Origin of the sequence: Amphritea atlantica, from assembly GCF_018860855.1 — a bacterium.
Taxonomy (GTDB): domain Bacteria; phylum Pseudomonadota; class Gammaproteobacteria; order Pseudomonadales; family Balneatricaceae; genus Amphritea; species Amphritea atlantica_A.
This window is the reverse complement of record NZ_JAHKQE010000030.1, coordinates 114,310-133,770: the sequence shown is the minus strand read 5'-3', so window position 1 is coordinate 133,770 and position 19,461 is coordinate 114,310. Positions and strand designations below refer to the sequence as shown.

Below are 19,461 nucleotides of genomic sequence, written 5' to 3'. Positions count from 1 at the left end.
GGCAATGCCCTGATATGGCAAAACCAGTTGGAGGTGTAGATGTCAGTTGCCCGGAACCTGCCAATATATAACTGGCAGCACCAGCCCGATCAGACTCGAGACAAACAGTCGATACGAGGCAACTGTTTCCTTCACCGTCGATAAGACCGGGTTACATAACGATGTAGCCCGGCATTAAGTTAAACACAAAAGTCGTTACGAAGACTTTGTTTTGCGTGCCTGTAATGTTAACGACAGGCACCTCTCTGTGTGGCTTGCGGCTGGATGAAGTGCGTTAGTGTTATAAGAGAACGCTAACAAACAATGAAAAGAATGCTAATTAATGCAACTCAACAAGAAGAGTTGCGCGTTGCGCTGGTAGACGGCCAACGCCTTTATGATCTGGACATCGAATCCAGCTCCCGCGAGCAGAAAAAAGCTAACATCTACAAGGGTAAAATTACCCGTGTCGAGCCCAGCCTAGAAGCTGCTTTTGTCGAATACGGCTCAGAACGCCACGGCTTCCTCCCCCTCAAAGAGATCTCCCGCGAATACTTTAAAAAAGGTTCCGATAAAGGCGGCCGACCTAATATCCGCGAGGTTATCGCCGAAGGCACCGAAGTTATTGTTCAGGTTGACAAGGAAGAGCGCGGCAACAAAGGCGCAGCACTGACAACCTTTATCAGCCTAGCCGGTCGTTATTTGGTATTGATGCCAAATAATCCCCGCGCAGGTGGCATCTCTCGCCGCATCGAAGGCGAAGATCGCAAACAACTGAAAGAAGCTCTTGATGGGGTCACTATCCCACCTAAAACAGGCGCTATCGTACGCACGGCAGGTATTGGCCGCACCTCGGAAGAACTGCAATGGGATCTCGATTATCTCATGACGCTGTGGGATGCAATCACCAGCGCCGCCGAAGAGCGCCGCTCCCCTTTCCTGATCTATCAAGAAAGCAACGTGGTTATCCGTGCTATTCGTGACTATCTGCGCCAAGATATCGGCGAAGTCTTGATCGATAAACCTGAGGTTTATCAGGAAGCGATCAACTTCGTTCAGCAGGTTATGCCTAGCTACCTGAACAAAATTAAGCTTTATGATGAGGCTATCCCGCTGTTTAATCGCTTTCAGATTGAGAGCCAGATTGAAACCGCCTTTCAACGCGAAGTTCACCTACCCTCCGGCGGCTCTATCGTTATAGATCCCACCGAAGCTCTGGTATCTATCGATATCAACTCCGCACGGGCAACCCGCGGTAGCGATATCGAAGAAACCGCCTTGCAGACCAACCTTGAAGCGGCGGATGAGATCTCTCGTCAAGTACGCCTACGGGATATTGGCGGGCTAATCGTTATCGACTTTATCGATATGACCCCGATCAAGAACCAGCGGGAAGTTGAGAATCGGATGCGCGATGCGCTCAAAGTCGATCGCGCCCGCGTTCAACTCGGTCGCATCTCCCGCTTCGGCTTAATGGAGATGTCCCGTCAGCGACTACGTCCATCACTGATCGAAAGCCGTGGTGCCGTCTGCCCTCGTTGTAATGGTCAGGGTACTGTCCGTGATACTGAATCACTCGCACTTTCCATCTTGCGCCTTATTGAAGAGGAATCTTCAAAAGACCGTACCGCTCAGATCCGTGCGATCCTGCCGGTGTCTGTCGCGACCTTCCTGCTTAATGAAAAACGCAGCGAAGTACATGAAGTTGAAGTCCGTCACCACGTTCGCGTGGTGATTGTTCCCAACCCAAACATGGAGACACCTCACTACGAAGTGGTGCGTCTGCGTGATGATCACACCGTTATCAATACGAATGACGCTAGCTATACCCTTCAGCCAGAAACTGAAGAGGAACTGATAGTTGAAACGACACCTCAAGCGCCGCCTGTTAGAGAACGTGCAGCTGTCAGCACGGTTGCACCAGCAACCCCTGCGCCAGCATCTGCTCCGGCTCAGGCCCCTCAAGCAGCACCTGCGCCGACGACTCAACCCGCTGCAACCGTTTCGCTGACCAGTCGCATCTTCAGCGCCTTAGGTAGCCTATTTGGTAGCTCAGACGACTCTCAAGAAAAAGCGCGTATCGAGCAAGAACAAGCTAAACTCGAGCAAGAACGGGAAGAGCGCAACAAGAAACAACGCGGCCGTAAACGCACCAATAATCGTCGTGACCGAGATCGTGATCGCAACCGCAATCAACGTCGTGACAGCGATAAAATTATCGACAATCTGTCTGACACATCAGAACCTGTTGTGCAGAAAGAGCGCGATAACACCGCTGAAGATTCTGGCCGCGGCCGTTCACGCAACCGTCGCCGCAACGAACGCGATAAGTCTGCACCCAAAGAGCAGAACGAAGAGCAGAACAATGCTCAGCAAGCTCGCCCTGAGAAAAGCAGCGAGCAAAACAAACCTGCCGAGAAAAACGAAGATGGTCGCCCCCGCGGTGAACGTCGTCGTGGACGTCGCCGTCGCGGTGAACGCAGCGGTAAACGTACGGCCGATAGCAATAATACTGAAAACACTGAATTGCTGGCCCCGGCTGAAGCAAAAGTTGACGCAGTAGATACCGCCGTTCAACTTCCAAGTGACAGCGAGACCGCTCCAGCTGAAAATTCAGCACCTAAAAAAGCTGAAAAAACGGCTGAAGAAGCCCCTCGTAAACGTCGCCAACGTCGCCGTGGTCCGAAAACAGATAATACCGCAGCCAAACCTGCTGCAGCAGAATCTGAAGCAGCACCAACGGAAGAAGTTTTCGCAAACGAAGCCGTTCAAAGCAAGCCTGCTGCAACACCCGTTGCTAAAAAAGAGGTCGACGCAGCACCGCAAGCATCAATGGCTGAAGCAACAGTTGAAACATCAATCCCTGATGCCCCAGCCGCTTCTGTAGCGCCTGCGGTTGAGATAGAGGTTTCTAGCCCAGCGGCAGAGCAAACAAACGCTCAGGCTAACAAGGCAAAAACGGCTGAGAAAGCAAGTAGCGATACGGCTAAAGATACTGTTAATGAAACAGCCAATGAAACAAAGAGTCCTGATCAGCCAACTAAAGTGGCGATCTCTGACACTCTCGAGCTCGAAACTGAATTAACCCCCGAGCCTGACACTACACCTGAAACGGCGCCCAAAGCTGAGGCAATAGAAACACCTGCTCCTGTTGTAGCAGCCGCTGAACCCGTCAAGGCTGAGCCGATCGAAGCAGTGACCGAAGTGCCGACTGAAGTGCCGACTGAAGCGCCAGAAGAAACGAATACCGTTGAAATCGAGATCGAAATCGAACAACCGGTTGCCGAAGAACCTGCCCGCCCGACCGGTCGCCGCGTCCGTAAGCGCCCAGATTTAACCGCGCCAACCGTTGCGCCTGAGGAAGTGATGACTGCCCGCCCAAAACGGGAAACACCACCACCTGCAGCCACGGAAGAAACAGCGCCTCGCAAACGTCGTCAGCGTCGTGCACCCAACGATCCTCGACTACAAAACAATGAAACCGTGACACCAACGGCTTCAGAAGACGAGACTCAGGGAAACAACGCCAACTGATAGGCGCTAAGGCTCTATAAGCTCGAACGTATTAAAGCACCCAACACGGGTGCTTTTTTTTGCCTATCACGTTGCTTTGCATAAATCTTAGCACCTGGCCAATCACAATATTACGCATCGTGTATTTAATATAAGATCAAACACCTAGCGTGACTTAATAACCGCTCACAATCAGAAATAGCGCATAGATTTAACGTTCAGCACCCTTGCACAAACACCCCTTCCGGCTAAAAACATAACAGCAGGACATAAAAAAACCGCGAATCATTTCGCGGTTTTATATCATGCCATACTAAATAATTAAGTCATCAAGGATAACAACGAGGTTCAATCTCTAGCATGACACCAAACTGTTGATACACATCCGCCTGTATTGCACCCGCAATCTCAAGAATATCAACGCCACTCGCAGCGCCATAATTAACCAACACCAACGCTTGCTTAGCATAGACTCCTGCATCCCCTTGCCGATGGCCTTTCCAGCCCTGCTGATCGATTAACCAACCAGCAGCCAACTTACAATAACCAGACTTATCCGCAAAAAGCACTAAATTGGGGTACTCATGCTTCAGCTTCTCAGCTTGATCTACCGGTATAACAGGGTTTTTAAAAAAGCTCCCAGCGTTGCCGATCTGAGCGGGCTGGGGCAGCTTAGTATTGCGAATATCGCTAATGAGGTCACTTAGTTGCAATGGCTCAGGGAAATCAATGTTGCGCTGCCTAAGCTGCTCATCAATGCCGCCATAATGCAGCACAGGCTTAAACTCTCGACTCAGGGTAAAGGTAACCGCGGTAATCAAGTAACGTCCAGGAAAACGACTCTTAAAGAGACTATCGCGATAACCAAACTGACACTCATCTGCGGTAAAAACAACCGACTCCCCCGTTTCAAGATCAAAGGCATCGAGAAAACTCAATCGATCTTTGATTTCGACACCATAGGCGCCGATATTTTGAATCGGTGCCGCGCCCACAGTACCCGGTATTAATGAGAGATTCTCAAGGCCATAGGCCCCCTGCTGCAAGGTCCAACGAACAAAAGGATGCCATTCCTCCCCTGCTCCCGCAGTGACGCTAACACTACCGTCAGGGTTATCCTGCATCTGCAATCCCTGAATCTGGTTAACCACCACCAGTTGATCTAGGTCAGCCGTGAGCACCAAATTGCTGCCGCCACCGATAAATAATACCGACACTCTGTTTTGCTGGCTAAAATCACGAATAGCCGGAAGCTGTCCGGCATTATCCAGCACCGCAAAATAGCGGGCAGACACATCGAAGCCAAAGCTGTTATAAGGTTTTAGAGAGATATTTTCTTGAAACTCAATGGTCATTTATTCAGCTCTGCGGCGATATGATCTAACAGCGCCTCAGAAGCAGACTCAACAAGATCAAGCACATGATCAAAACCAGCAGGACCGCCATAATAAGGATCAGGCACTTCTCGTTCAGATAAGCTAGCAAGCTCAAGAAACAGGCCCAGATGCCCTTGAAAATCAGCCGGACAGATCGCCTTAAGCTCACTTAAATTCTCTTTATCCATCGCCATGATGAAATCATAATGATGAAAATCAGCCGGCACTGCTTGCCTAGCACGGAGGTCACTCAGATCAATACCCCGCTTCAATGCCGCAGCCGCTGCACGATGATCCGGAGGGTTCCCAACATGATAAGCAGCCGTTCCTGCTGAATCGATTTCAATCAAGTGCGCCATACCGCGACGCTCTACCATTGATCGAAAGACACCATGCGCAGTCGGGGAGCGACAAATATTACCCAAACAAATAAAAAGAACGCGTTTCATGCTCTCACCTCCGGTTAATCAAAGCCTAAAAAAGATGACGTATCCGCTCAAGATCTTCAGGGGTATCCACCCCTGCTGGGGGCAGCTCGTCAGCCACATCAACATGAATGATGGCACCGTTCCACATCGCCCGTAATTGCTCGAGACACTCCGTCTCCTCAAGCGGCGCGGCTGGCCACAGGACAAAATCATTCAACAATTTAACACGATAAGCATAAATACCAATATGGCGCTGAAAATCAACACCAACAGGCATGACACACCGACCGGACTCACTATTAAATGCATCTCTAGGCCAAGGAATAGGGGCTCGACTAAAATACATTGCCCGACCGTTTTGGTCCGCCACCACCTTGACTACATTTGGATTGAGCAAAGCATCAATATCGTTAATCGGCTCACATAGGGTTGCGATACTCGCGTCAGATACTGCACTGAGGTTATGCGCCACCTGATTGATAATCCGAGGCGGAATCAGCGGCTCATCACCCTGTACATTGACCACAATATCATCGGCATAGAACCCCAAAGAGTGGACCACTTCCTGTAATCGGTCAGTGCCTGACAGATGCTCCGCCGAGGTCATACAAACCTCAGCACCAAAACCTTGAGCTACATCTGCGATACGCTGATCATCGGTGGCAATAATAACCCGCTGAGCTTCACTCTGAATGGCCCGCTCATAAACATGCTGAATCATCGGCTTACCTGCAATATCGGCCAAAGGCTTACCAGGGAAGCGGGAAGATCCAAAGCGCGCAGGAATAACAACAGAAAAGGCCATATCCGCTATTTCTCCAGACGTTCATCGGTACTCAATGTGCGTGCTTCTGTTTCCAGCATCACCGGAATATCATCACGAATAGGATATGCCAGCCCGGAGCTTCGGCAGATCAATTCGTTTGTCTCTTTATTCCATTCAACCGGTGCTTTAGATACCGGACAAACCAGGATATCGAGTAATTTCTTATCCATCGTTAGTGCCTCTGTGTAAAATGCTTTAGTAAGCGCTATTCTGTTCCATATCGGCAGATAACGCAGTATTTAGTATAGCCTCGAGTGAGACAGAAAACCTCTTATCCATTGCCGCATCAACCTGAAGATACCAGGCATTATCAAGCCCTAGATGATCACACTTAACGGCATCTTTCTCAGTCATGATCAACGGTAACGATGGCGTAAAGGTTAAATCAGAGAGGTTATATTGATGATGATCCGCAAAAGGATGAAGCTGGGGGTCAAATCCCAGGCGCTCCAAGGTCTGCGCAAAACGAACTGGATTACCAATGGCCGCTACGGCATTTACCTGACGGGAACCGCGCCAACCACTTGGGTCGCTTGATTGCTGGGTACTTAAGGAGACTAACTGACCTGGCTGCAAGGTCATCTGAAATGCCTTGCTAGCATACGCAGGTTTGAGTAATGCTGGCGATGACTCACCATTAACAACGATAAGATCAACCTCATTAAGGCGCTCTATCGGCTCTCTTAAAGGCCCTTCAGGCAAACAGCGCCCATTTCCGAAGCCCCTTGCGCCATCAATTACAGCAATTTCAATCGTGCGATTAAGTGCATAATGCTGCAAGCCATCATCACTGATAATTAGGTCGCAAGACGCCATCGATAACAAATGTTTTGCAGCGGCCACGCGGTCAGCAGAGATGACGAGCGGAACCCCCGTGCGGCGCACAATCATTAACGGCTCATCACCCGCTTCGGACGCTTTAGCTGTCTCCGTCACCAAATAAGGCAGTGTTGGCGGTGAAGCGCCATAACCACGACTAATGACGCCCGGCGTATAGCCTTGCTTTCGCAAGTATTCGACTAGCCAGATAACTAATGGCGATTTGCCAGTACCACCAACGGAGATATTACCGACCACAATCACCGGTACTGGAGCCGTCCAACACTCTTTCACACCGTCACGATATTGCTGTCGACGGCGATATGCCAAGCGGCGGAATACTTGCTCCAGTGGTCGCAGCAGTTTTGGCCAACGGCTACCGTTATACCAGGCCCGTTCCAGCCCTATCATTACTTCTCAGCCGGCTGCTGAGTCGTGATACTAAGCCCAGCAAAACCGAGTTTTCCAGCTACATCCATCACAGTAACAACCGCCTGATGTGCTGCTTTGCCATCAGCAGAGATAATAAAGGGTAGTTTGCGGTCATCACCGACCTGATCAATAATGGCACGACGCAGTGTTTCTGGCTGACTATTTAGCAAGTTCTGCCCGTTAACTGTATAGCCACCATCAACACTAATCAGCACTTCCAACGTGTCGGCCTTAGCTTCAACCGCTGCACCATCTGCCTCAGGCAAGCTGATCTGTAGATGAGTTTCCTTGGTAAAGGTCGTTGACACCATAAAAAATATCAGCAACAGGAAAACCACATCAATCAAAGGCGTTAGATTGACGGTAACCTCTTCTTTTTGCTTTCGTCTGAATTTCAATCGGCTCATCGGTTACTCGAAATCTACTTCACGGTCGCCATGAACAACTTCAACCAGTTTCTGACACTCTTGTTCCATCTCAATTAGCAGTGTCTCGATGCGACGCTGAAAATAGCGGTGAAAGACTAGCGCAGGAATTGCGATCGACAAGCCTGCTGCTGTCGTAATCAGCGCTTCAGAGATACCACCGGCCAACACATTAGCGTTACCCGTGCCCTGTAACATGATTTCAGCAAAGACTTTAATCATACCGATAACGGTACCGAGCAACCCCAATAATGGTGATATAGCAGCAATCGTGCCTAATGAATTAAGAAACCGCTCCATCTGATGCATCACATGCTGGGCGGCTTCCTGAATACTTTCTTTCATGATCTCACGACCATGGGTCGAGTTATTTAAACCCGCCACCATAATCTGACCCAAAAAGCTCTCACTGCGAATCTGTTGCAGACGCTCAGGTGTCATTTCACCATTACGCACCATCGCCCATACCTCTGATAAGAGGTGTGCGGGAGCCACTCGTTTTTTCTGTAATACCCAAAAACGCTCTAGACAGATAGCCAGAGACAAAATAGAACAGGCGATAATTGGCAGCATTAGCCAACCACCGGATTGTATCAATTCAAACACCAGAATTCCTCCTTCGGACCGGCCCATACTCTAGCATAGAGTCCGACGCCAGTGTAGTGATTAACCTGCTGTCCAATAACGCTTTTTCTGATCTCTATAGGTTTTAGTTAAACAACCGTTGGCCGTGCTCTGCAGCATTAGCGCGCCTTGCTCGGCGGTATTCAACCAGCGCAGTTGTAATTCACTCAACCGATCGATAACCGCCTTGGCTGGATGACCATAGGGATTATCAAATCCCGCACTAAACAACACCCAATCGGGATTCAACGCCCGCAACCATGACAGCGAACTTGAATAACGACTGCCATGGTGCGCCGCGACTAACCAGTCAGCCGTTAAATCAGGATATTTTGTCAATATCTGTTGCTCAATACTGCTCTCAATATCACCCGGAATAACGAGCGAACAATGATCTGATTGCACCAGTAGCACACAAGAACGATTATTCTCATTAACAGCCGCTAACCGAGAAGGCTGAAGATAACGAAAATGAATACCATCCCACTCCCAAGCATCACCCGATACACAGGGCTGTGCCGATAGTTTTCGATACAACGTCGGACTGCCGGAAAACACCTGTTTAATCTTCAACTGAGCATTCAGCTCAGAATACCCGCCCGCATGATCATTATCTTTATGGCTTAACACGAGCCGATCAATCTGTTCGATATGGCGACTTTCTAATAATGGTATCAGTGTAAATCGGGCAATACTGCGCCCTTTAAAAGCGGCTCCGGTGTCAAAGACTAAGGTTTTGTTTTCCGTTTCAATCACCACCGCTAAGCCCTGCCCGACATCAACAACGGTGGCTCGAAAGTCACCCGAATCGACGCTATCTTTAGCTGGAAATACTAGCGCCAGTAAAAGTAATGAACCGAAAAAACCGACACCGGTCCAGCGTGGCAAAATCAACAAAACCGCTGCCAACAAACCGAGCACAACCGTTAAAACGGTCGGGTGCGCCGTCAATATCCCCGCCTCGTCAGCAGGCGAACAAAACTGCAATATCTGCCAGAAATAATCCGCCAAGCCATTCAGCAGCGCTACACCGGTACTCGGCTCGATCAAACAGAGCAATAACCCCAACAGAACCCCAGGCAATACAACAAAGGTCAATAAGGGAATAGCCAATAGATTAACTAATGGAGCGATCAAGGCAACCTGCCCTAGCCACAGTAACAACAGCGGCATCAACCCCAAAAAGACAGCCCACTGAGTTGACAGTATTGTGATTAGCCGCCCTCTATCAGTCTCAGCTTTCACGATCAGAAGTAACGCCGCAACGGCGGCAAAAGATAACCAAAACCCAGGCTGATAAAAACTCAACGGCTGTAGCAATAAAACGGAGACCAGCGCTAACTGATAACGTTGCCACACACCGATACTACGATTAAAAAGTAGCGGCAATAACATAGCCAAGGACATGATTAAAGCACGTTGAGTCGGGATGCTAAAACCAGCCAACAGAGCATAGCCTGTGGCCAGCATTAACGCGGGGATAATTCGACACGCCCGTAAATCAGCCACACCAACAACAAACCGCCTTAGTCCTCGCTGAAGCAACCAACCGATGCCATAGCCAAAAAGACAAGCGATACCAATATGCAGACCACTAATAACAATCAGGTGTACCGTTCCTGTCTGCCTTAAAACCTGCCACTGAGAATCTTGCAGCCCCTGCTTATCGCCCAGCACCAACGCCCGAATCGTAGCTTCCGCTGTCTCGTCTAACGACAGCCCGGCTAACCATCGCAACAGCTGATAACGGAAATACGCTATCCGACTTCGGCCAGTCTCGCCAGATTCAGCCAGCAGCTGAGCACTTCGCACATAACCTCTAGCATTGATCTGATCCGCAAATAGACGGGTTTCATAATCAAGACTACCGGGATTCATCAAACCTCTAGACGGTTTAATACGTACGACAAACTGCCATTTTTGACCCGGCACAACCGTCTCATCGGTTTGATACCAGCTCAGCAATAGATGCTGCAAATCAGCATCAGCCACGGCAGGAGAAACTTGATCAACGTCAAATCGAAATCGACGCATGCCTGGAAAAGATTCTGGCAAGTCACTCACGACCCCAACAACCGTTAAGGTTTGGGGCGGCATCGACAACGGCATTCGCTGACTAAGATTCAGATACCCCCAGCCAGATGCATACAGTATACCGAGCACTAACCCCGCTAACTGCGATCGTAAACCTGCAGTACCTATATGTCTCAAGCCTAACCACCGCCTAAAGAGAGGCAGGCTCTCAACCAACAAAAACATCAGCAGTACAGCAAGAATCCAAGGTGGAAGTAGCTGCGGAAGCCAAGCAACCAACAGCATCCCAAACACTATACCAATCATCCTTGATTACCGGTTGGCTTAATCGATTGAAGGAGGCATAATTAGCACCCCACATCAGCTAACTATAAGTTCCTCCCTGATGCCGCGCAAACTTATTAAAAAATTTATGCCAGATGAGCGAAAGCTCAAAGCCAACCGCTACCTAAGCTGGTTGGGAAGTCATATACATGATCCAAACCTCTGGCATCTGACCCGAAAATCAGTCAGCCGGGCGTTTTTCGTGGGACTATTCTGTGCGTTCATACCCCTACCCTCGCAGATGTTAATTGCTGCGGTGGCCTCTCTGTTCATGCGTAGCAACCTGCCGATATCCGTCAGTCTCGTATGGCTGACAAACCCGCTAACGATCCCACCGATGTTCTATTTCGCCTACTGGGTCGGCACATTAATTATTGGCGTTGACGTGGTTGCCATCGATTTCGAACTAAGCTTTCATTGGCTTAAAGCGGAGCTAGATCATATCTGGTTACCACTCATAGTCGGCTCATTGGTTTGCAGCATTGTCAGCGGCACCCTCGGCTATCTGTTGATGCAGCGTTTTTGGGTATGGCATGTCAATAAAAGTTGGCGTAATCGTAAAGGCCGGAAATTTTCACTGCTGAAATCGAAAGCAGTAAAATCCTCGCCAAGCGATACTGATGACATTGAAGCGAATCAAACAGAGCCGCCTAAGCCGCCAAACCCTACCTCAGACGAACATAATGCAGACAGCAAAAAGCCGGAATAATATTCCGGCTTTTTAATATCAACAACGAAACCTACAAACTTTATTAAAGCGTTATCGGCTGTAATAACCCATCTTTCAACTCGACGACACGCCCCTGCTTTTTCGCCAACTCAAGGTCATGGGTCACCACGACGAAGGAGATGCCAAACTCACTGTTAAGCCGATTCATCAAGGACTGCACGTCCTGTCCCGTATGACGATCAAGGTTACCGGTCGGCTCATCCATCAACACACAGGCAGGATTAGTGACCAATGCCCGAGCAATCGCCACCCGCTGACGCTCACCACCACTGAGCATCGATGGCTTATGCTCAAGACGATGAGATAATCCCACCGAGTCTAATATCGCTGCAGACTGCTCCCGCACGGCACTAATGGCCTCGCCACGAATCAACAACGGCATAGCAACGTTTTCCAGTGCCGAAAACTCAGGTAGCAGGTGATGAAACTGATAAACAAAACCGAGGGAACGGTTACGCAGCTTTGCGCGAGCCTGTTCGTTAATCTCAAACAATGACCGATCATCAACGCGTACGTCACCTGAACTAGGTAGATCCAGACCACCGAGCATATTCAACAAGGTACTTTTGCCGGAGCCTGAACTGCCCACAATAGCGAGCGTTTCACCACGCTTGACCTGAAGTTGAACCCCCTGCAAAACCTCAACGGTAATGTCGCCCTCACCATAGTGCTTTTTCAGATCGATACACTGCAACACCAGATCATTCATAACGCAATGCCTCTGCTGGTTGCGTACGGGAAGCCCGCCAAGCGGGATAAATGGTAGCCAAAAAGCTAATACTCAAAGCCACACAGATAATCACCATGACATCGTCTAACTGCAATTGAGATGGCAGATAACTGATAAAGTAGACATCCGCACTGAGAAACTGAATACCAAAGGTTTGCTCAATCCACGCAATCAGATCAGTCACCGTCAACGCCAGAACAATCCCTAAGATAGAACCGAGCAGCGTCCCCATCACACCGATCACCGTTCCCTGCACCATAAAGATCCGCATGATACAGCCCGGTGTCGCGCCTAAGGTGCGCAGAATGGCGATATCGCCTTTTTTATCCGTGACAACCATTACCAAGGTTGAAACGATATTAAAGGCGGCAACAAAGACGATCAGAAACAGCAATAAGCCGATCATTTTCTTTTCTAGCTGGATCGCTTGAAACAGGTTCCCATGGGTACGTGTCCAATCACTGGCGCGGTAAAACCCGCCTAAATCAGCAACAATCTGTTTAATGTGAGACGGTGCGTCAAACAGATCATTAAACTGCAAACGGATACCATCGACGCCACTATCCATCCGTTTAATTCGGGCGGCATCGGCAATATGAATATAAGCTAAGTTAGCATCTAACTCCGCGCCAACTTCAAATAAGCCAACCACCGTAAAACGCTTCAATCGAGGTATTACCCCCGCCACACTGATCGATGCCTCAGGTAACACCAAGGTAATTTTGTCGCCAATATTAACCCCCATAGAGCGAGCTAACAGAGAGCCTAGCAAAATACCATAAGACTTAGGCTGCAGCGCACTGAGGCTGCCAGACTTAATATGATCCCCCAGTATGGATACTTTAGTTTCCAACTCAGGATCAATACCATTGATCAGCACACCCCGCACGACACCACGATTGGTCAGCATACCCTGTGCTTGAATATAGGGTGCGGTGCCGATGATACCCGCCTGCTGATTCACTTTTTCAGCGACAGCCTGCCAATCGTCAAGGGGCTTACCGTAATCAGAAATCGTACCGTGGGGCACCATACCTAAAATCCGATCTTTCAGTTCACGGTCGAAACCGTTCATAACCGAAAGTACGACAATCAGTGCGGCGACTCCCAGCATCAGCCCCAGCATTGAGACTAGCGAGATAAACGAGATGAAGTTATTGTTCCGTTTAGCGGCGGTATAACGCAAGCCAACGTACAGAGAGAATGGTCTAAACATGGCTGAGGATTAAATCACAGACGGATAAATTTCTCTAACAAAATCATAATAATATTCGTTATACTCAATGAAAGAGCTAAAATCTCGAGGGTAGTAATTTTGAATCAGGAACGACGTCAATATTTCCGCATCAATGGAAAGGTAGCGGTAGACTATAAAGTCATCACTAAAGATGAAATGCAGCACGGTCGTCTTCCGAGCCAATTTCAAGTATCACCGTTCTTCTTACTCCTCAATCAACTTCAGGATTATAATCGCGATAGCAGTTACCACCTGCGCAAAATTGCTCAGAAAGAGCCAATGATCGCCACCTACCTCGAACTAATGAATGATAAAATTGATGCCATTGCGCATGCCATTGCCAAGAGTGATGTCGATTTTGAACACCTTTCCGCACAAGAGATCAATCTCAGCGAAGGTGGTATGTCATTTAACAGCCCCGAGCCCGTAGAACTTAAGAGCTACCTCGCTCTTAAAGTTGTCTTTGAAGAGACCCATAGCGGCTTACTACTCTATGGACAGACACTCTATTGCAGCAAACAAAATAAAGATGGCCAATACAAAGTCGGTATAGAATTTACAGAGATGCCGGAAAGTAGCCGCATGATTGTCGCCCGCTACATTCTTAACTGCCAGACCCGTGACCGCCAGAAGATTGATGAGCAATACTAGCGCCGTTGAATTAATTGACAGCCTGAATCAACTCAATCAGGCACTCGTTAACTTTTCGCAGCAGCTACAACAGAGCACCTTGCCTTTTTGGCTGCCGGGGCCCGCTCAAAACTTACAACAGGCAGCGGCTCTTTACACTGATATCTGGTACCAGGATGGCCAAGATGGGCGGACGACGCTAAGCCAACATGGGATTATTGGGGCCGATGCTCAGCTCATCAGTGCAACCCTCCAACTCAACCAAGCGAAAGCCAACTTTCAAACACTCGCGCTTCGCTATCGTCTAAGCCAATCAACAGAGACTCTTCAAGAACTCCATCAGCGCAGCGAAAAGATAGCTGAAATACTACAACGACATGGCGCCGCGAGAATTCATCTCAAACAGTGTTATCGGCAAATTCCACTACTGCAGCAATGTCCATCTAAGATAGGCTTCAGCTGGTATACCAGTGGTCGAAGCATTCGCAAACTAACACCCGCTGAAGCAGAAGAAAAGCTTCTTAAAATGGATACCAGCCAACCACATATACAGCAACAGCTCCAAGCGGTTGGCAACTTACGTCCTGGCGATATGCTGGCACAGATTCAACCTCAGGTGCCTGTCATGCGGGCTAATATGACGTGGAAAGAAAAAGACTGCGTGATGCGTAAAGCGCAAAATACATCACTACCGATGATTATCGCACTGGACAGTGAAAATCCCCGACTACCTGCGTATAATGAGCCTCCGCTGACACCACCTGAGGCGCGCAGCAGACTGGAGCGCAGTGATCTTAAAATAGATCCACACCCTTTTTTGCCTAGCCTCAGAGCCCACCGCTATCTGGGATAACCCATTGTATGTCTGACCATTCTAATCAAAGCAATCAAGTTAACTCGCACAACAAAACACTCCACCATATTGCCACCGGTATTGGGTTACTTTTTTTACTCGGATATTACCTGCTGATGGATAAAACCGGCTTCTATGATTGGGTGACCGCGCTACTTCCACAGGAGTACGCCGGTTCAGGCTTAATGCTCGGCATTATAATCGCCATGACACCCGGCTTTTTTATTTGGAAGCATTACAACCGCTGGATAGAAAAGAAACTCGGTGTAACCGGCAAATATTACGAAGATGGTTTTTACAAAGCACCAGAAAACAAAAAAAATACCGATAAAACGAACACCCCTGATTAGACTCAACGGGTCCATCAAGGCTAAAAACCAAAAAACCGCCCAACGAGGCGGTTTTTTAATAGGCAAAACTATTCAGAGATTAGAAATACGATTCAAACCCGCAATAGCGGCTACCCGATAGGCTTCTGCCATCGTCGGATAGTTAAAGGTTGTATTGACGAAATAATTGATCGTATTCGCCTCACCCTTCTGGTTCATAATCGCCTGACCGATATGTACAATCTCAGATGCTTGGTCGCCGAAACAGTGAATCCCTAAAATCGCCAAGGTATCTCGATTAAAGAGAATTTTCAGCATCCCAACGGGCTCGCCGGAAATTTGCGCCCGCGCCGTGTCTTTGAAAAATGCTTGGCCAACTTCATAAGGCACACACTCTTCAGTTAACTGCTCTTCCGTCTTACCAATTGAGCTGATCTCAGGAATAGTATAAATCCCTGTAGGAACATCATTGATATAGCGAAAATCATCAGCCTTTAACATATCAGACGATGCTGCCCGCCCTTGGTCAAGAGCCGCTGATGCCAATGCCGGCCAACCGATCACATCACCGCAAGCATAAATGCCGTCAGCTTTAGTTCGGTAATGCTCATCCACTTCGATCTGCCCACGACCGTTTGCCTCAAGCCCAATTTTATCGAGCTTCAGCATATCGGTATTACCGCTACGGCCGTTACACCAGAGAAAGGCATCCGCACGGATCATTTTACCGGACTTCAGCGTTAACGTTACTCCACGCTCATCCGCTACAACTTTTTCGTAAACTTCATTGTGACGAATTTTCACCGCATTATTACGCAGGTGATAACTGAGTGAGTCAGATATTTCGGCGTCCAAGAAAGACAGCAAACGATCCATAGAATCAATCAGATCGACCTTAACACCTAAACCACTAAAGATAGAGGCATATTCAGATCCGATAACGCCAGCACCATAGATAATCAGCGTCCTGGGCGTATGGCTCAACGTCAGGATAGTATCACTGTTGTAAATACGGGGATGAGTGAAGTCGATATTATCCGGCTTATAGGGACGGGAACCCGTGGCAATAATGATATTCTTAGCACGCAGGGTTTCATCACCTTTCACAGTACCGGTAACCAATACTGTCGTCTTATCAACAAATTCAGCCTGCCCAAAGAATAGATCGATACGGTTACGAGCATAAAAGTTAGTACGCATCATCACCTGATTCGAGATCACTTTTTCAGCACGCTTAAGCACTTTAGGAAACGAAAACCAGCGTGGCTCGCCGATATCCCGGAACATAGGGTTAGTGTTGAATTCTATGATTTGCTTAACGGAGTGACGCAGCGCCTTGGATGGGATAGTCCCTTTATGAGTGCAGTTGCCTCCGACAGAGTTCTGCGTCTCGATAACGGCCACACGGCGTCCTTTTTTGGCAGCATTCATTGCTGCGCCTTCGCCGGCCGGACCCGATCCAATTACAATGACATCATAGTCATATACAGCCATCACTTTCCCCTGTTATCTGATAAATTTCTATATTGTTTTAAGATGGAAGACGAAAACATTAACATCTATATCGACACATTAAAGTCAGAGTACCGATACATAAACAGGATACCTGCCAAACGCGCTTAATGGCTCATGGGTCGATTAACGTCCAGATTTAGCGTCATACGCCAGCGCTGCAAGCTCTTCCTTACGGCCTTGCTTATCCTGCTCTTCTTCGCACTTACTGGGATTGCCACCACAGATGGCGCACTCTTCATCGATACCCACCGCAGCAAGACCACCGCAGGAACCCGCTATCGGCTTACGCCCCATCATCACGCCAACGGACATGCCCGCTACCACTAGTAACAACACTACAAAAGTTAAAATCATCGTACTCATAATATTTCCTCACTCCACCAAGTAATTAGCAAAACCTGGTGTCATTATTTCTACAAAGCCCTCATCGGACTTTATAATCATTAACGCTTCAACGCCCTGCTCTTCAGCATAGGCTTCTGCCTTATCAGGCCCCAGCACCATCATCGCAGTTGCGAGTGCATCAGCAGTGGCACAATCTTTAGCCAATACCGTTACAGACGCTAACTTATGGTCTATTGGTTTGCCCGTTACTGGGTTAATCGTATGGGAAAAACGAATACCGTCTTCCTCAAAATAATTGCGGTAATCGCCCGATGTGGCGATACCAATATTGTTAACTTTGATTATACGCTGAACTTGACGCTCTCCGGAAACCGGCGCTTCGATCGCAATCTTCCAATGACTGCCGTCAGGCTTAGTTCCTCGGGCACGTAGTTCACCACCGATCTCAACTAAGTAGGCGGTAATTCCTGCCGTTTCGAGTAGTTCAGCAACTTTGTCGACTCCATAGCCTTTAGCGATAGCCGATAGATCGATATAAACATTACGCTCTCGAGTCAACTTCTGTCCAGACAGATTAATATAGTGATAACCAACCCGCTGACGTAATGCTTGAATATCAGCATCAGCGGGCGCCCGAATGATCCGCCCATCTGGGCCAAAGCCCCACAGATTAACCAATGGCCCTACAGTGACATCAAATGCGCCGCCAGAGGAGTGGCTAATCTCTAAAGCTTGCTTTAAAACCTGCGTCAAACCTTTGGATAACATAACAGACTCACCGGCCGGCATCTGATTGATGCGACTTAGCTCTGAATCATCCTGATAGGTAGACATACTGTGATTGATATCGACCAATAACTGATCGATTTGTGCGGGTAATGTGGCATCGACTGAGGCGTCAGAAGAGACCCACTTTACCGAGAAGGATGTACCCATTGTCGGCCCCTGATGGGCAACAATTTCGGGTTCATTGCTACACCCAGATAGAGCAAGCAACATAAACAAAGCGGCCAGCAGCAAAGCTGCCGGCCGTTTAATACTACGCCTGGTGATATCAGACATCTTTTAATCAGCCACCAAAATCATCAAGGAAGATGTTTTCACGCTCAACACCCAGATCAACCAACATCTGGATAACCGCCGCGTTCATCATCGGTGGTCCACACATGTAGTACTCACAATCTTCAGGCGCTTCGTGATCCTTCAGATAGTTATCATACAACACATTGTGAATGAAGCCTGTTTTACCTTCCCAGTTATCTTCAGGTTGTGGATCAGACAATGCTAGATGCCAGCTGAAGTTATCGTTTTCTTCTTGAAGCTTATCGTATTCTTCATTGTAGAAGCACTCACGCAGAGAGCGAGCACCATACCAGAAAGAGATCTTACGCTTAGAGTGCAAACGTTTCAGCTGATCAAAGATATGAGACCGCATCGGCGCCATACCTGCACCACCACCGATAAAGACCATTTCATTATCGGTATCTTTAGCGAAGAACTCACCAAAGGGTCCGTAAACAGTGATCTTATCGCCTGGCTTCAGGCTAAACACATAGGAAGACATTTTTCCGGGAGGAACATCAGTACCCGGTGGTGGTGAAGCAATACGAATATTAAACTTCACAACACCGCGCTCTTCAGGATAGTTAGCCATGGAGTATGCGCGAATAGTGGTCTCATCCACTTTCGAGACAAACCGCCACTGATCAAACTTATCCCAATCGCCGCGGTATTCCTCATCAATATCGAAATCCTTGTAATGGACTTCATGTGGAGGACACTCCAACTGCACATAACCACCGGCGCGGAAGTCAACGTTTTCACCTTCAGGCAAACGCAGTGTCAGCTCTTTGATGAAAGTGGCCACGTTCGGGTTAGATTCAACCGTACATTCCCACTTCTTGACCCCAAAGATCTCTTCTTCAAGTTCAATTTTCATGTCTTGCTTAACAGCGACCTGACACGATAAACGCCAGCCCTCTTTCGCTTCACGCATCGTAAAGTGAGACTCTTCAGTTGGCAGCATAGAGCCACCGCCTTCCAATACCTGACATTTACATTGCGCACAGGTACCACCGCCACCACAGGCAGACGGTACAAAGATGCCGACGCTAGACAGAGTTTGCAGCAACTTATCACCGGCAGGAACGGTAACGCTCTTTTCCGGATCATCGTTAATGGTGATAGTGACATCACCACTGCTTACCAATTTCGAACGGGCTGCCAAAATTACCGCGACGAGTGCAAGCACCACCGCAGTAAACATGACAACGCCGAGAACGATTTCTGCATTCATTAGCTTAATCCTTCTT

19 protein-coding genes are annotated in these 19,461 nt (G+C 48.4%); 5 read left to right on the top strand and 14 right to left on the bottom strand.

All coding sequences use genetic code 11. The features are described from left to right. Window positions 1–303 precede the first annotated feature (303 nt). Window positions 304–3,513, top strand: coding sequence for a ribonuclease E (rne, locus tag KO512_RS13920; protein ID WP_215952959.1), 3,210 nt, complete (start codon window positions 304–306; stop codon window positions 3,511–3,513). Between the two features lie 308 nt (window positions 3,514–3,821). On the opposite strand, the gene murB is transcribed toward rne, so the two are convergent. From murB to KO512_RS13880, 8 genes are read right to left on the bottom strand one after another with little or no spacing between them, the layout of a single operon-like run. Continuing rightward, window positions 3,822–4,847: a UDP-N-acetylmuramate dehydrogenase gene (gene murB, locus KO512_RS13915; RefSeq protein WP_215952958.1), complete on the bottom strand. Its 1,026-nt coding sequence runs from the start codon at window positions 4,845–4,847 to the stop codon at window positions 3,822–3,824. Beyond that, on the bottom strand, window positions 4,844–5,317 hold the full coding sequence (locus KO512_RS13910) for a low molecular weight protein-tyrosine-phosphatase (protein ID WP_215952957.1): 474 nt from the start codon (window positions 5,315–5,317) through the stop codon (window positions 4,844–4,846). The genes murB and KO512_RS13910 overlap by 4 nt, the downstream gene beginning before the upstream one ends. Before the next feature lie 25 nt (window positions 5,318–5,342). Beyond that, window positions 5,343–6,101 carry a 3-deoxy-manno-octulosonate cytidylyltransferase gene (gene kdsB, locus KO512_RS13905; RefSeq protein ID WP_215952956.1) on the bottom strand — a complete coding sequence of 253 codons (759 nt, stop codon included), beginning with the start codon at window positions 6,099–6,101 and terminating at the stop codon, window positions 5,343–5,345. Between the two features lie 5 nt (window positions 6,102–6,106). Next, window positions 6,107–6,292, bottom strand: coding sequence for a Trm112 family protein (locus KO512_RS13900; RefSeq protein ID WP_215952955.1), 186 nt, complete (start codon window positions 6,290–6,292; stop codon window positions 6,107–6,109). Between the two features lie 25 nt (window positions 6,293–6,317). Continuing rightward, on the bottom strand, window positions 6,318–7,352 hold the full coding sequence (gene lpxK / locus KO512_RS13895) for a tetraacyldisaccharide 4'-kinase (RefSeq protein ID WP_215952954.1): 1,035 nt from the start codon (window positions 7,350–7,352) through the stop codon (window positions 6,318–6,320). Continuing rightward, a complete protein-coding gene (locus tag KO512_RS13890; protein ID WP_215953131.1) occupies window positions 7,352–7,771 on the bottom strand; it encodes an ExbD/TolR family protein in 420 nt (139 codons plus the stop codon). Before KO512_RS13890 ends, lpxK begins: the two co-directional genes overlap by 1 nt. A 12-nt stretch (window positions 7,772–7,783) precedes the next feature. Then, complete coding sequence (locus tag KO512_RS13885; protein WP_215952953.1) at window positions 7,784–8,404, bottom strand: MotA/TolQ/ExbB proton channel family protein; 621 nt, start codon at window positions 8,402–8,404, stop codon at window positions 7,784–7,786. Window positions 8,405–8,464: 60 nt separating this feature from the next. Further along, window positions 8,465–10,762: a DNA internalization-related competence protein ComEC/Rec2 gene (locus tag KO512_RS13880; protein ID WP_215952952.1), complete on the bottom strand. Its 2,298-nt coding sequence runs from the start codon at window positions 10,760–10,762 to the stop codon at window positions 8,465–8,467. Window positions 10,763–10,841: 79 nt separating this feature from the next. On the opposite strand from KO512_RS13880, the gene KO512_RS13875 reads away from it, so the two are divergent. Then, a complete protein-coding gene (locus tag KO512_RS13875) occupies window positions 10,842–11,489 on the top strand; it encodes a DUF2062 domain-containing protein (RefSeq protein WP_215952951.1) in 648 nt (215 codons plus the stop codon). Window positions 11,490–11,532: 43 nt separating this feature from the next. Here the strand turns inward: KO512_RS13875 and lolD are convergent, their stop codons facing one another. Beyond that, window positions 11,533–12,219, bottom strand: a complete 687-nt coding sequence (gene lolD, locus KO512_RS13870) for a lipoprotein-releasing ABC transporter ATP-binding protein LolD (RefSeq protein ID WP_215952950.1) — start codon at window positions 12,217–12,219, stop codon at window positions 11,533–11,535. Further along, entirely contained in the window at window positions 12,212–13,456 is a 1,245-nt protein-coding gene (locus tag KO512_RS13865) for a lipoprotein-releasing ABC transporter permease subunit (protein WP_215952949.1), read from the bottom strand. The genes lolD and KO512_RS13865 overlap by 8 nt, the downstream gene beginning before the upstream one ends. A gap of 99 nt (window positions 13,457–13,555) precedes the next feature. On the opposite strand from KO512_RS13865, the gene KO512_RS13860 reads away from it, so the two are divergent. Genes KO512_RS13860 through KO512_RS13850 form a run of 3 tightly spaced genes read left to right on the top strand, consistent with a single transcriptional unit; the run spans window position 13,556 to window position 15,310 of the window. After that, entirely contained in the window at window positions 13,556–14,128 is a 573-nt protein-coding gene (locus KO512_RS13860; RefSeq protein WP_215952948.1) for a PilZ domain-containing protein, read from the top strand. Further along, on the top strand, window positions 14,115–14,960 hold the full coding sequence (locus KO512_RS13855; RefSeq protein ID WP_215952947.1) for a DNA replication terminus site-binding protein: 846 nt from the start codon (window positions 14,115–14,117) through the stop codon (window positions 14,958–14,960). Before KO512_RS13860 ends, KO512_RS13855 begins: the two co-directional genes overlap by 14 nt. Window positions 14,961–14,968: 8 nt before the next feature. Further along, entirely contained in the window at window positions 14,969–15,310 is a 342-nt protein-coding gene (locus KO512_RS13850) for a hypothetical protein (protein WP_215952946.1), read from the top strand. 72 nt (window positions 15,311–15,382) lie between these two features. On the opposite strand, the gene sthA is transcribed toward KO512_RS13850, so the two are convergent. From sthA to nqrF, 4 genes are all read right to left on the bottom strand, one after another. Then, on the bottom strand, window positions 15,383–16,783 hold the full coding sequence (sthA, locus tag KO512_RS13845; protein WP_215952945.1) for a Si-specific NAD(P)(+) transhydrogenase: 1,401 nt from the start codon (window positions 16,781–16,783) through the stop codon (window positions 15,383–15,385). 144 nt (window positions 16,784–16,927) lie between these two features. Beyond that, entirely contained in the window at window positions 16,928–17,167 is a 240-nt protein-coding gene (gene nqrM, locus KO512_RS13840; protein WP_215952944.1) for a (Na+)-NQR maturation NqrM, read from the bottom strand. A gap of 9 nt (window positions 17,168–17,176) precedes the next feature. After that, the gene (locus tag KO512_RS13835; RefSeq protein ID WP_215952943.1) at window positions 17,177–18,211 is read right to left on the bottom strand and encodes an FAD:protein FMN transferase; all 1,035 of its coding nucleotides are present in this window, start codon (window positions 18,209–18,211) and stop codon (window positions 17,177–17,179) included. A 7-nt stretch (window positions 18,212–18,218) separates the two neighbouring features. Continuing rightward, window positions 18,219–19,445 carry an NADH:ubiquinone reductase (Na(+)-transporting) subunit F gene (gene nqrF, locus KO512_RS13830; protein WP_215952942.1) on the bottom strand — a complete coding sequence of 409 codons (1,227 nt, stop codon included), beginning with the start codon at window positions 19,443–19,445 and terminating at the stop codon, window positions 18,219–18,221. Window positions 19,446–19,461: the final 16 nt, after the last annotated feature.

Bases quoted from the DNA above. Each gene is read 5' to 3' on its own strand.
- murB (WP_215952958.1), bottom strand. From the start codon at position 4,847: ATGACCATTGAGTTTCAAGAAAATATCTCTCTAAAACCTTATAACAGC.
- rne (WP_215952959.1), top strand. From the start codon at position 304: ATGAAAAGAATGCTAATTAATGCAACTCAACAAGAAGAGTTGCGCGTT.
- sthA (WP_215952945.1), bottom strand. From the start codon at position 16,783: ATGGCTGTATATGACTATGATGTCATTGTAATTGGATCGGGTCCGGCC.
- lpxK (WP_215952954.1), bottom strand. From the start codon at position 7,352: ATGATAGGGCTGGAACGGGCCTGGTATAACGGTAGCCGTTGGCCAAAA.
- lolD (WP_215952950.1), bottom strand. From the start codon at position 12,219: ATGAATGATCTGGTGTTGCAGTGTATCGATCTGAAAAAGCACTATGGT.
- nqrM (WP_215952944.1), bottom strand. From the start codon at position 17,167: ATGAGTACGATGATTTTAACTTTTGTAGTGTTGTTACTAGTGGTAGCG.
- KO512_RS13855 (WP_215952947.1), top strand. From the start codon at position 14,115: ATGAGCAATACTAGCGCCGTTGAATTAATTGACAGCCTGAATCAACTC.
- KO512_RS13850 (WP_215952946.1), top strand. From the start codon at position 14,969: ATGTCTGACCATTCTAATCAAAGCAATCAAGTTAACTCGCACAACAAA.
- nqrF (WP_215952942.1), bottom strand. From the start codon at position 19,445: ATGAATGCAGAAATCGTTCTCGGCGTTGTCATGTTTACTGCGGTGGTG.
- KO512_RS13900 (WP_215952955.1), bottom strand. From the start codon at position 6,292: ATGGATAAGAAATTACTCGATATCCTGGTTTGTCCGGTATCTAAAGCA.
- KO512_RS13835 (WP_215952943.1), bottom strand. From the start codon at position 18,211: ATGTCTGATATCACCAGGCGTAGTATTAAACGGCCGGCAGCTTTGCTG.
- KO512_RS13910 (WP_215952957.1), bottom strand. From the start codon at position 5,317: ATGAAACGCGTTCTTTTTATTTGTTTGGGTAATATTTGTCGCTCCCCG.
- kdsB (WP_215952956.1), bottom strand. From the start codon at position 6,101: ATGGCCTTTTCTGTTGTTATTCCTGCGCGCTTTGGATCTTCCCGCTTC.
- KO512_RS13880 (WP_215952952.1), bottom strand. From the start codon at position 10,762: ATGATTGGTATAGTGTTTGGGATGCTGTTGGTTGCTTGGCTTCCGCAG.
- KO512_RS13865 (WP_215952949.1), bottom strand. From the start codon at position 13,456: ATGTTTAGACCATTCTCTCTGTACGTTGGCTTGCGTTATACCGCCGCT.
- KO512_RS13875 (WP_215952951.1), top strand. From the start codon at position 10,842: ATGCCGCGCAAACTTATTAAAAAATTTATGCCAGATGAGCGAAAGCTC.